Annotated in this window: 9 protein-coding genes and 1 other annotated feature; of the genes, 3 read left to right on the top strand and 6 right to left on the bottom strand. The window is 43.3% G+C overall.

Annotated features, from left to right (window positions below):
* Nucleotides 1-116: 116 nt before the first annotated feature.
* The 6 genes from yjjX to AB4249_RS03695 all read right to left on the bottom strand — a co-directional run bounded on the left by yjjX (nucleotide 117) and on the right by AB4249_RS03695 (nucleotide 7,786).
* Nucleotides 117-638 carry an inosine/xanthosine triphosphatase gene (yjjX, locus tag AB4249_RS03720; protein WP_017059359.1) on the bottom strand — a complete coding sequence of 174 codons (522 nt, stop codon included), beginning with the start codon at nucleotides 636-638 and terminating at the stop codon, nucleotides 117-119.
* On the bottom strand, nucleotides 601-2,979 hold the full coding sequence (locus tag AB4249_RS03715; RefSeq protein ID WP_372102331.1) for a putative bifunctional diguanylate cyclase/phosphodiesterase: 2,379 nt from the start codon (nucleotides 2,977-2,979) through the stop codon (nucleotides 601-603). Before AB4249_RS03715 ends, yjjX begins: the two co-directional genes overlap by 38 nt.
* Before the next feature lie 333 nt (nucleotides 2,980-3,312).
* Nucleotides 3,313-4,488, bottom strand: coding sequence for a prephenate dehydratase (gene pheA / locus AB4249_RS03710; RefSeq protein WP_017059361.1), 1,176 nt, complete (start codon nucleotides 4,486-4,488; stop codon nucleotides 3,313-3,315).
* A gap of 12 nt (nucleotides 4,489-4,500) precedes the next feature.
* Nucleotides 4,501-4,622: a sequence feature (Phe leader region), on the bottom strand.
* Nucleotides 4,623-4,732: 110 nt separating this feature from the next.
* Complete coding sequence (hpf, locus tag AB4249_RS03705; RefSeq protein ID WP_004735034.1) at nucleotides 4,733-5,068, bottom strand: ribosome hibernation-promoting factor, HPF/YfiA family; 336 nt, start codon at nucleotides 5,066-5,068, stop codon at nucleotides 4,733-4,735.
* 424 nt (nucleotides 5,069-5,492) lie between these two features.
* Complete coding sequence (locus AB4249_RS03700) at nucleotides 5,493-6,917, bottom strand: lytic transglycosylase F (protein ID WP_346393666.1); 1,425 nt, start codon at nucleotides 6,915-6,917, stop codon at nucleotides 5,493-5,495.
* 140 nt (nucleotides 6,918-7,057) lie between these two features.
* Nucleotides 7,058-7,786, bottom strand: coding sequence for an outer membrane protein assembly factor BamD (locus AB4249_RS03695; RefSeq protein ID WP_017059363.1), 729 nt, complete (start codon nucleotides 7,784-7,786; stop codon nucleotides 7,058-7,060).
* 137 nt (nucleotides 7,787-7,923) lie between these two features.
* Between AB4249_RS03695 and rluD the strand changes: the two genes are divergently transcribed.
* The 3 genes from rluD to clpB all read left to right on the top strand — a co-directional run bounded on the left by rluD (nucleotide 7,924) and on the right by clpB (nucleotide 12,357).
* Nucleotides 7,924-8,898: a 23S rRNA pseudouridine(1911/1915/1917) synthase RluD gene (rluD, locus tag AB4249_RS03690; protein ID WP_017059364.1), complete on the top strand. Its 975-nt coding sequence runs from the start codon at nucleotides 7,924-7,926 to the stop codon at nucleotides 8,896-8,898.
* A 2-nt stretch (nucleotides 8,899-8,900) separates the two neighbouring features.
* Nucleotides 8,901-9,641: a peptidoglycan editing factor PgeF gene (gene pgeF / locus AB4249_RS03685; RefSeq protein WP_372102329.1), complete on the top strand. Its 741-nt coding sequence runs from the start codon at nucleotides 8,901-8,903 to the stop codon at nucleotides 9,639-9,641.
* A gap of 142 nt (nucleotides 9,642-9,783) precedes the next feature.
* A complete protein-coding gene (gene clpB / locus AB4249_RS03680) occupies nucleotides 9,784-12,357 on the top strand; it encodes an ATP-dependent chaperone ClpB (RefSeq protein ID WP_065584733.1) in 2,574 nt (857 codons plus the stop codon).
* Nucleotides 12,358-12,698: the final 341 nt, after the last annotated feature.

Genomic DNA, 12,698 nt, shown 5'->3' with positions numbered 1-12,698 from the left:
GCTATCACGCGATAGTATGAATACGAATTCGATAAAAAACGCTAACTGGATGTTAGCGTTTTTTGTTTCTGAAGATTGTTCTTGGAATCTTTTGAAGTTTAAGGAAGCCTCAAATACTAAATAGGAAAGTGTTCAGGATTCACAAATGGGATCAGAGCCAAAATTAAAGCTTGATGATAGACCGAACTGCGTGACAATTGGTTATGTGTCAGTAGGCCAATGGCACCACCTTTCTGTTTGATATTGTCGGTACCAAACACTTCATCCATCACATCCCCTAACTCGTTTGCATGCTCTAGTTTCTCAAGCACGGCTGGTGGCAGCATCAGACTTGCTGAACGAGACTCGCCACGTTGGCCATTCGTTTCGATCACCATCCAGGCAAAGGTGACGTTTGTTTCTATTCCCGCTTCTAGACCAACATAGAAGTCTGCATCAGGCTGAGCTTGAGTTGCGTTGTGAACTCGATTCACGGCACCTTGATAGGTTTCATCATTGCTCATCGGTTGATCGGCGACACCACTAGGGACGCTGATGCCTTTGAAATCAAATTCAGTATCAGGAAAAGCAGATAAGAACGCACTTTTAACGGCGTTTATTTTAGCTGGGTTCAGCGATGCGATGATTACAGATTTCATGTGTCGGATTCTTTTTGTTGTCGATTAGATTGAGTTGATGTTGTCGGTACCAGTCACTCAACTCTTCTAGTGGCATGGGTTTACCAAAGTAATAGCCTTGCAGCATATCGCACTGTGCATCCTGTAACCACTGGTGCATGTCTTGAGTTTCAATCCCTTCGGCGGTGACCTTTTTCCCCTGAGCATGACACAACCCGATAACTGGTTTTACGATGTTCTGGTTATCGGTTTCAATTAAGGTATCCAAAAACGCTTTATCCAATTTAATTTTCTGAGTTGGATACTGCACCAGTTGAGTGATAGAGGTGTAACCGGAGCCAAAGTCATCAATCGCCAGTCGATAACCCATGCATGACAGCTCATTCAGCAATGGGAAGCCTTCTGAGTTTGAGTAAAAGGTTTCAGTGATTTCAAAATCGATTAGGCTTGGTGGAATTCGATTTAACTCCGCGTGTTCTTTAATGAAACCCGCAAGGTGAGTGGTTTCAATGCCAGCAGAAGATAAGTTGATCGACAATTGAATCGAGTGATCAAATTGAGTCTGAAGTCGATGGAATGAAGCAAACGCATTCTGTATTACCCAGCGGTCAACATGTTCGAACAGCCCGGTTTGTTCGGCTATTGGAATGAACTCATCCGGTGGAACCAAACCAAGTTGCTTTGAATTCCAACGTAATAACACCTCAACGCCAATAACATCAGTCCCGGTAGAATCCATGTAGGGCATGTAAACGAGCCTGAATTCATCATCAAAATTCTTACCTCTAAGCGCACGTTCAATGTCTGCTTGGCGCTGAATGGCTTTGTCTAAATCCCGTGAATAGTCAGCAAATTGGTTTTTACCGGCACGCTTGGCTTGGTACATCGCAGTATCCGCGTTGGACAGTAGCTTCTCGATTGAGTTGCCATCATTAGGGTAGGTCGCAATACCAATACTGACCGTGATCGGAAAGCTGCCTGATTCGGTGACAAAACCTTTTTGCAGTGGAGTCAGTAAATCATTCGAGAATCGATGCGCGACATTTCCTCGGTGACTAGGAGCGTTAATGTAGACAACGAACTCGTCTCCAGAAAGTCGGGCTGGCATACAATGAGCGTCGAACTCCTCTTTATAGTGACGACAAATATCTGAAATACGCTGAGCAAAAGAGACCAGAATCGAGTCGCCGATTTGATGTCCGTATTTGTCGTTCACAAACTTGAAGTTGTCCAAGTCAAAATAGAGAACCCAGGTTTCGGTATTCGAACTCGGTTTTGGCAACGATTGCTGAACGAAGGTTTGAAACTGATGCCTATTGGCTATTTGGGTTAACTGATCATTTTCGGCCAAGAGCTTGGTCTGTTGGTAGGTGTTATCTAACTCTTGGTACATGTCATAAAAACGCTGTGATAGGCGGCCAAGCTCATCACGAGTGCCCAAGCGTTCGATGTTCTTACGTTGTTTTTTTTCGACTTGCTGTAGCTGTCGATCGAGCCGCGTTATTGGAGTAATCACAGTGCGAGACAGAAGCTTGAGTAGAAGAGCGACAGTCACAAACGCAGACAGGGCAAACGACAAACTCAGCTTGTTCCAAATTGAATCGAGCTTGTTTTCTAATAGGAATTGCGCCGGATCGACTGTGGCGTACAGTTCTGGAGCAAGCTTGACTGAGTGGGTGACATCATTTTCCAAAGAAACCGCTATGGATGTGAAGAATAAACTGGTTTGGTAGTCGAACTCTATCTGTTTTCTCAGCGCATTAAATTTGTCGAGAGAGACAGAGACAACAACAAAGAACACATCGTCGGGTTGATTGTTAACGGTTGGGAAAATCGCTTTTCTATCTACCTTGTCATAGTGAACCAACATCCCTTCGCCTTGGGAGTTTTGAATATAGTTGGTACTCGATGTTGCTAAGGTGTCTTGATAGTGCAGGTCAACATACTCCAATATCTTACTGTCAATCTGAGTGCGTGAGTCATTGCTATTATCCGCGTAATAACGCAGTTTTCGAACACCATTAAGAAGTGCTAAACCTGTATAGCTTTCATCGTCATCTTGCAGGAAATGAATGGCTTCTCGAAGGTTACTGACCAGTTCAAGATCGCGAGATAGATTTTGGTCAGTGAGAAAATAACGCTTCACCATATCACTCTGGGTCAAGGTGTAAGAGTAGCTATTGAGGAACGAACGAGATTGGCGAAAGTATCCGGCTAGTTTTTCCATGTTCAGTTGAAGTGCGTTGTCTTCGCGTTTGATGAAACTGCTTTTTTGCGTCGAATAAATAATATAGCTAGAAGCCGCGGTACTGATCAGTATCACAGGGGCTATTAGTAGTAAGATTTTAGTACTTAGCTTCATAGTTAATGACAACACTATTTATAAATTAAGCGCATAAGTTTATGTTACTTAATGCTTACTCGCTATTAATTATACGTAGTTCGATGATTTCCTGTGAAGGGGGTAAGGTTTTGTCTTTATTGATAAAAAAAGCCACTAATGAGTTTTTGTTAGAAAGGCTCAAGTAGTGGAGAGAGTAAGCGTGCCGAATGTGCGAAACAAGTGAATTGTGTTTCAGACATGCTAGGGTGAGTTTTCTTAGCGAGAATAGTACTCGACTAGAGGGTGATTTAAGTATTTGGCCTGCTGTAGGCCAAATACTTATGTTAGCTAAAAGCTGATACTCACTTTCAGCTATGACAACTTAACTTGAGTCGCTTTGATGTTCTCACTTGGGTAGCAACCCAACACCTTAAGGTGGCGAGTAATGGCTGTTAGTTCCGTTATCGCTTGTTGCATATTATCTGAATCCAGATGCGCCTCTAAATCGACATAGAACATCTCTTCCCAAGGGTTACCCATGATAGGACGAGATTCTAGCTTAGTCATGTTGATGCCTAAGCGTTGCAGGATCAGTAGTGTTTCTACCAAAGAACCCGCCTCTTGAGATGTCGACATGATGAGCGTTGTTTTCGCTGGTATTTGAGTCGATACTTCAACAGGCTTACGCGCCACAACGATGAAACGAGTGTGGTTCTCTGTTTGGTTTGCAATATTGCTCTGGATTGGCTGTAGTCCATAAAGCTTACCGCTCGATGCATTACCAATAGCAGCTACGTCATTACCACCCAATTCTTTAACTTTTTTCATTGCATCAGCGGTGCTTGCGCAAGACTCAAGGTTGACACCCTTAAGGCGGCTCAAGAACTCACTGCATTGTTGATGAGGTTGTGGGTGCGAGTAGAGTGTTTTGATGTCTTCTAAACGGATATCACTTTTAGCAACAAGGCAGTGCTCAATCGGTTGAGAAAGTTCGCCAACAATGTATAGAGTCGTATGCTGTAACAGGTCGTAGACCTCGTTAATTGACCCTGAACTGGTGTTCTCAATCGGCAGGACACCGTAGTCGGCATGGCCAGACTCTACTGTTGATGCGACTTCTTTGAAGTGATTACAGTTCAGCTCAATCAATTCCATATTCTTGCGGCTGAAGTATTCGCGGCTCGCAAGGTGAGAATACGATCCCTTAGAACCTAAGAATGCAACGCGAGCCAATGGTTTACGGCTTTGCGGGTTCGCTAGGTTTTGTAAGTATGACTGTTGTAGTAAAACGGAATCTTCGATGATGGTGTGAAACAGCTTGGTAATGTACTGCGCATCAAGTTCGTATTTATCTTTGCCGTTGTTGATCAGCTTAACTAATAGTTGTTGTTCTCGTACTGCATCACGAACTGGTTTTGATGTCTCTACTTTGCTTTTAGCGACTTCGATACTTAGCTTGCGACGCTCTGAAAGTAACTTCAGGAGTTCGTCGTCTAAATCATTAAGACGAAGGCGGATATCATCCAGTGAAATTGAGCGGTCAGTCATAAATGTGTCCTTATAAAAAAGCCTCCCTAGTGTGGGAGGCTTCTTGTTCGTTTTTGACTTGTTTTTCTAAAACGACTTAGCCTCCGATTTACGGAAGAAAAAAGAAGTCAAAAATAAACAAAGATTGAGTGTGCATAAAAAGTGATTGTTTTATGAATGTTTAAACACAATAAGCAAGCGAGCTACGAGCGTCAAGCAAAAAAATAGCGCCCTGAGGCGCTATTTTTTAATCTGTTCTCTTTCCTTATTCTACTTCAGCTTCTAGCTCTTCGATTTCAGGCTTTTCAGCGCGGCGCGCTTCTGGTTTATGGCGTAGCTTGTTGAGTTGACGCTCTAGTTTTTGTTCTACTTCGTTGATCGCTACGTAGAGGTCGTCATGGATTGATGAAGCAACAAGTTGGCCTTTTGGTACGGTTAGTACCGCTTCAAATTTCTTCTTCTTGTTTGGTTCTTCGCTAAAGCTCGCTTGGCAGCCAATGATGTCTACTTGCCATTTATCTAGCTTTTTAAATTTGCTTTCTATGTGATCACGGATTGCAGAGGTAATGTCGATGTTTTTACCAGTGATGTTCATTTTCATAGAAGTTTTCCTCTGTTGTATCCCTCATGGGTTAACTTCAGATTACGACTTTTAGGAATAAAGAATGTGATCTAAATCTTGTTTTGGTTGGGTGGGATAAGCATTAAAATCAAATGTGATCTTACGCAAGTCTTAGTATCTTTTTGGCGAAAAATGCTTGTTATCCTTATGAAAAACGATAACTTGGAGGCAAGGCTTCGCTAAAAATTAAATCAGTTTTTAGGGGCGTCCTACAGCCTATGGAAAGTGCTTGATTGAAATTTACTCAATAGTGTTTTGTGATATAGGTCTTGTAATATAGGTCGCTACATAAACTTCTTCAGAATTAGATAAACAAAAGCCGCATAAGTATTCTTATGCGGCTTTTGTGTTTTTTAGCTTTACCTAATACCTTTGGCTCCCCAGCTCTGGGATGGAGGCGATCCTAGTCGTTAGTGTTCAGTAATCTCGCTGTGCCGTCCTCTCGGATAGCATTGATAGCTTGTAATTGTTTATAGATTACGAAGTAACGATTGATGTTGGCAACATAGGTTACGGGTTCTTTACTCACGTATTTGCGAGTGATGATTTCTACGTTTTTAAACCAGATGTTTGGGTTGTAACCTTTCTGCTTGGCAATGCTCCTCATCTTTCTGATCTTAGCAGGACCAGCGTTGTAAGAAGCCAAGGTAAAGTAGATTTGATTGTCGGGTGATATTGCCGGGTCGTCAAAATATCGGTCTTTGATAAAGCGCATATACTTCACACCCGCATGGATGTTGTTATCCACCTTATGGATGTTCTTGATGTTGACGTTTTTATCTTTGGCGGTACTCGGTAATACCTGCATCACACCAATAGCCCCGCGATGAGAAATCCGGCTCTGATCCAGTCCTGATTCTTGGAAACCTTGAGCTGACATCATCAAAGGATCAAATTCATACTTGCTCGAATACTTTTCAAAGACATCTGAGAGTTTAGCTACTCGGTCTACTTTATTGGGGTTGAGTGCTCGGCCTAACCAGCGAGTATTGTCGATGTATTTCTGGTAGATGACATTCCCAAGCAGGGTGCCTGTTCGTGCGGTCTTGACGTATTTGTTTATCTCTTTCTTCAGTTGAGGGCTGTCTTTTCTTAAAGCCCAAGCAATACGACCATTTTCTCGTAAAGGTAAGTCGTTATGGACTTGAATGTTTTCCATTACATCGATCCAGAGCTTGGCTTTATGGTTATCCAGAATTGTGCCTTGTATATAACCTTGGTTAACCAGTTCTATCAGCTCGTAGTCTTGTAATGACTCCTCGATAAAGTGGACATGCAGTGGTGGTAAACCTAGCTCGTTAAGCTCCTTATTAACTCTTTGTACACTCTCGAAGTAACTCGAGCTTGCTCGTATCCACACCTCTTTGCCACTCAATTGCTTGATTTCGGTGATAGGTTCGGCCTTTTTCCCTGTGATAATGAGTTCTTTACCATCTTTAATCATCGGATCCGAAAAATCGATGGTTCGTAATCGTTTATCGGTGATCGTTAGGTTAGCGACAGCGACATCACCATAGCCAGACTCTAAAGAGGGAAGTAGATCATCTCGTTGCACGGGGATGATTTGAACATTGAGATAGGGATGTTTCTTACGAAGGCTTTTCTCAAAGTGGTAGAGCATTTCTGCCACGATGCCTTTTGGCTTGCCATCCTCGATGTAATAGAAACCAAGATCGGCAGACACTAGCACTCTAACCGTTCCTTTGGTTTTGAGCACATCCAAGTCACCCATGTAAGGCTTATTGCTTAATGGAGACAGTTCTAATGCGTAGGATAAGTGGCTAAATAGCGATATCCAGATAAATAATAACAACCTACTCACATCCACACTCCATGTTGATGTTTTGTTAAAAGTTATCTTTTGAAGATACCGTGTATTATGCGATCCATCAAGTTTGCGATATGTAGATGAAAAAAAGCGCGCTAGTAAATTAGCGCGCTTTTAGGATTGAGATGTAAGAGGTTTGATTAAGGTAGTGGGTTTAACTCAATCAACTTTTCTGTTCTTAACACAGCGTCATCTAGGCCGAGTTGTTGATAAGCTTTTAGCTGGATATCTAAAGACTTACGCGCAGCAATGGTGTCTGGGTAAGTTTTTTGCAGCTCTTGCGTTCTGTTGATCGCAGCAATCCAAGCTTCGCGGCGTAGGTAGAAATCAGCGGTTGCTAAGTCATACTCTGCTAGGCGGTTCTTAAGTGCGAACATGCGTTTTTGTGCATCTTCAGCATAAGGGCTACTAGGGAAACGTTCGAGTAGTCGCTTGAAGTCAGCAAACGCAAGTTTCACTGGTTCAGGATCTCGGTCACTACGGTCGATATTAAAAATATCGTGCATGAAGTTTCGGTCTTGCGCCATGTGCGTTAAGCCGCGCATGTAAAGAACCCAGTCTTGTTTCTCATGCGTTGGGTTCAAACGTAGGAAACGTGAAATGGTAGCGAGGCCAAGTGCCAAGTCATCATTTTTGTAGTAAGCGTAAATCAGATCGAGCTGTACTTGCTCAGAATAGGCGCCGAATGGGTAACGTGAGTCTAGGGCTTCTAGCTTTTCTATTGCTGAAAGCCAGCTACCGCTCTGCAGTGATTCTTGAGCGTCAGAGTAAAGAACCGATGGTGGTACATCTGGCACTATCTCTTCACTACTTGAACAACCAACCAAGAGTGATACGGCTAATAGACCCGATAAAGTAAGGTGTTTCATGTCAGGCGTCGATTCCTTGAATTAAATATTTCGTAAGCTTCCGTTACTTTCTAACCAGTAACAGATACAATGATGCAATTATTCTATTTTATCCATACTAATGGGTATTAGTCTCACGGTTTTTAAAAAAGTTCGATATGGCTCAGCAGATCACATTAACAGACACAGTAAAAAGCAGCCAGTTAGGTCAACGTTTAGACCAAGCTGTCGCTGAACTATTTACCGATTTTTCTCGCTCTCGCATTAAAGAGTGGCTTCTTGACGGCAAAATCCAAGTGGATGGCGAAGTTATTACAAAGCCGCGCGTTAAGGTTTTGGGCGGTGAAGAGATCATCTTGCAAGCTGAACTTGCAGATGAAGAGCGCTGGGAAGCACAAGATATTCCTCTAAACATTGTCTACGAAGATGATGACTTATTGGTTATCAATAAGCCTCGCGATCTGGTTGTACACCCAGGCGCAGGCACACCGGATGGAACCATACTAAACGCATTGCTTTTCCATTACCCACAGATTGCAGAAGTGCCTCGTGCAGGTATTGTGCACCGTCTTGATAAAGACACAACAGGTCTTATGGTTGTGGCTAAAACGGTTCCAGCTCAAACTCGTCTTGTGCGTGCTCTTGCTAAGCGTCGTATTACTCGTGAATATGAAGCAATTGCAATTGGCAAAATGACCGCTGGTGGTGTGGTAGAGAAAGGCATTAGCCGTCATGCAACTAAGCGTACCTTGATGGATGTAAATGAATTAGGAAAGCCAGCGGTAACTCACTACCGTGTTGCTGAGCACTTCCGCGAGCATACTCGTATTCGTCTACGCCTAGAAACGGGTCGTACTCACCAAATTCGTGTTCACATGTCATACCTTCAGCATCCGCTGCTAGGTGACGTTGCATACGGTGGTCGTGCTCGTATTCCAAAAGGTGCATCTGAAGAACTAACAACAATGATTCGTTCTTTTGATCGCCAAGCACTGCACGCCGTTATGCTTAAATTTGTTCACCCAATTACAGGTGAAGAAGTTGAGTTCCACGCTCCTGTGCCAAATGACATGGTTGTGATGGCTGAAGCGTTACGTGTTGATGCTCGCGAAAACTTGGAAGACGACATTTAATCATGTCGATGATCATCCCTAACTGGAATGCACCAAAAAACGTGAAAGCATTTGCTTCGACACGTTTTGATGGTTTTTCTACTGGTGCGTATCAAGGATTAAACCTAGGTACGCATGTTGGGGATGATACTTCGCTTGTTGAAAACAACAGAGCCTGGCTCAAGCAACACGCTAATATGCCTGCCGCTCCGGTATGGCTACATCAAACTCACTCAACAGATGTCGTTACGGTTTTACACCCTACGGCAGATATTCTTGATGCTGACGGTACGTTTACCACAGCTAAAGGTGTTGTTTGTTCTGCGATGACAGCCGATTGCTTACCTGTAATCCTTACTGATACCAAAGGCACTCAAGTTGCAGCTGTTCATGCTGGTTGGCGTGGTCTTGCTGGTGGAATTCTTGAAAATGCCGTCGCAAAGTTTTCAAACTTAGGTTCAGAGAATAAGATCATTGCTTGGCTTGGTCCTGCAATAGGCAAACAAACTTTTGAAGTAGGCGATGATGTGTTGGAAGCTTTCGTTAGTTTTGACTCTCAAGCTAAGCTCGCATTTGAAGCCAAAGCTGAACCAGGCAAATGGCTAGCGAATATGTCTCAGCTTGCAACGCAACGACTGAACAAAGTTGGTGTAACTTCTGTGACAGACTCTAATCTATGTACCTTCGCTGATGCCGATGCGTTCTATTCTTATCGTCGTGATGGTATTACTGGACGCCAAGCTACTTTTATTTGGTTAGAGTAACCTTTAACTAGTGCAACCAGTCATCCAGCTCATTTATATTTTTATAACAGCTCTATTCTTCATTCTTATCCCTTGAAAATCCGCGTTACCGTATCCATCTTCTAACCATAAGATAAACATATCTAAGAGTAGGAAGGTTGGCATGCGTCTCGATCGATTCACTAGTAAATTCCAAATTGCGATATCTGATGCTCAGTCGCTCGCATTAGGTCGTGATCACCAATATATAGAGCCTGTGCACCTAATGGTGTCTTTGCTTAATCAAGATGGTAGTGCAATTCGTCCATTGCTCACCATGCTGAATATTGATGTGGTTCAATTGCGTTCAAAGCTAAGCGAAATATTAGACCGTGTACCGAAAGTAAGTGGTATCGGTGGTGATGTTCAACTGTCGAATGCAATGGGTACTTTGTTCAACCTATGTGACAAGGTCGCACAAAAGCGTCAAGACACATACATTTCTTCGGAAGTCTTCCTACTTGCCGCAATTGAAGATAAAGGCCCTTTAGGTAACCTGCTTAAAGAGCTAGGTCTTACTGAGCAAAAATTATCTCAAGCTATCGAGCAGGTTCGTGGCGGTCAAAAAGTTGATGACCCAAATGCCGAAGACCGACGCCAAGCGTTAGAGAAGTTCACCATCGATCTGACTGAAAGAGCGGAGCAAGGCAAGCTGGATCCGGTAATTGGCCGAGATGACGAAATCCGCCGTACTATCCAAGTACTTCAGCGTCGTACTAAGAACAACCCAGTCATTATCGGTGAACCTGGTGTTGGTAAGACAGCTATCGTTGAAGGTTTGGCTCAGCGCATTATTAACAATGAAGTGCCAGAAGGTTTAAGAGGCCGACGCGTACTTTCATTAGACATGGGTGCTTTGGTAGCTGGCGCTAAATATCGTGGTGAGTTTGAAGAGCGTTTGAAGTCAGTCCTCAATGAATTGTCTAAAGAAGAGGGCAATATCATTCTCTTCATCGATGAAATTCATACTATGGTCGGCGCTGGTAAAGGTGAAGGCTCTATGGATGCCGGTAACATGCTAAAACCAGCGTTGGCTCGTGGTGAACTCCACTGTGTTGGCGCAACGACTCTTGATGAATACCGTCAATACATAGAGAAAGATCCAGCGTTAGAGCGCCGCTTCCAAAAAGTGCTTGTCGATGAACCAACGGTTGAAGACACGGTGGCGATTCTTCGTGGTTTGAAAGAGCGCTATGAACTTCATCATCATGTAGAAATTACCGACCCAGCAATCGTGGCTGCAGCAACACTATCTCATCGATACGTTTCTGATCGTCAACTGCCGGATAAAGCGATTGATCTGATTGATGAAGCGGCTTCGAGTATCCGTATGCAGATCGACTCAAAACCTGAGTCGCTAGATAAGCTCGAGCGTAAAATCATTCAATTGAAGATCGAGCAGCAAGCTCTTACCAATGAAAATGATGAAGCCAGTGAAAAACGCCTTCGAACATTACAAGAAGAGCTTTCTGACAAAGAACGAGATTTCGCAGAGCTTGAAGAAGTGTGGAATGCAGAGAAAGCCGCGCTTTCTGGCACGCAACACATCAAGTCAGAGCTAGAACAAGCTCGTATGGATATGGATTTTGCGAGACGTGCTGGTGATCTTAACCGAATGTCTGAATTGCAATACGGTCGAATCCCAGAATTAGAGAAGCAGTTAGATCTTGCGACTCAAGCTGAAATGCAAGAAATGACGCTGCTGCGTAATAAGGTCACTGATGCAGAAATTGCAGACGTGCTATCGAAGCAAACAGGCATACCTGTTTCTAAAATGCTAGAAGCCGAGAAAGAGAAGCTTCTTAAAATGGAAGGTGTTCTACATAAGCGAGTTATTGGCCAAGCGGAAGCAGTCGAAGTGGTATCGAATGCGATTCGTCGTAGCCGTGCAGGTTTATCTGATCCAAACAAGCCGATTGGATCTTTCTTATTCCTTGGTCCAACTGGCGTTGGTAAAACGGAGTTGTGTAAAACACTCGCGAACTTCATGTTTGATAGTGACGATGCAATGGTGCGTATCGACATGTCTGAGTTTATGGAGAAACACTCTGTTGCTCGTTTGGTTGGTGCTCCTCCGGGTTACGTTGGATATGAAGAAGGTGGTTACTTAACAGAAGCAGTGCGTCGCAAGCCTTATTCAGTGATTTTGCTAGATGAAGTAGAGAAAGCGCATCCTGATGTTTTCAATATCTTATTGCAGGTGCTTGATGATGGACGCTTAACTGATGGACAAGGTCGTACAGTCGATTTTAGAAACACGGTAGTGATCATGACATCCAACCTTGGCTCTTCGAGAATTCAAGAGAACTTCAATACGCTCGACTACCAAGGAATAAAGAATGAAGTGATGGAAGTGGTAGGTAAACATTTCCGTCCTGAGTTTTTGAACCGAGTTGATGAAAGCGTGGTGTTCCATCCATTGGGTCAAGAGCACATTCAGTCGATAGCCGCTATTCAGCTTGAGCACCTTAAGAAGAGAATGGAAGACAATGGTTATGAGCTTGAAGTTTCGGATAAAGCACTCAAGTTAATTTCTCAAGTTGGTTTTGATCCAGTATATGGTGCACGACCTTTGAAAAGAGCGATTCAACAAAGTGTCGAGAACCCGTTAGCGAAAGCGATACTGGCAGGAAAAATTAATCCAGATAAGAAAGTGCAGCTATTAGTAAACAACGACCGCATTATTGCTCACCAATAGTTGAAGTAAGAACGGTAGGTACGATTGGCCGAAATTAAGGCTTAATCGTACCTATTTTAAACGCTTTGTGTGAATAGTGTTCGAACGGTCGCCGGTGGCGGCTTTTTTTCGTTTTTAGCCTTGTACAAAGGATTATTCTCTCTATAATGCGCCTCCGTTGCCAAGGATAACCAAGCGGTTTGAACTGAGTAACAAGACGGTGATAAGCATTTAAGATGCTTTGAAAAATTAGCTGGAAAAAGTGTTTGACACTGGAATCTAATCCGCTAGAATGGCCGTCCACTTCGAGAGGCTCCTTACTAAAAGGAAGGCTCAACAAGTAAAGCTCTTTAACAATTTAA

Source organism: Vibrio sp. 10N.261.55.F4, from assembly GCF_041470465.1.
Taxonomy (GTDB): domain Bacteria; phylum Pseudomonadota; class Gammaproteobacteria; order Enterobacterales; family Vibrionaceae; genus Vibrio; species Vibrio crassostreae_C.
This window is presented reverse-complemented; position numbering and strand designations above follow the sequence as displayed.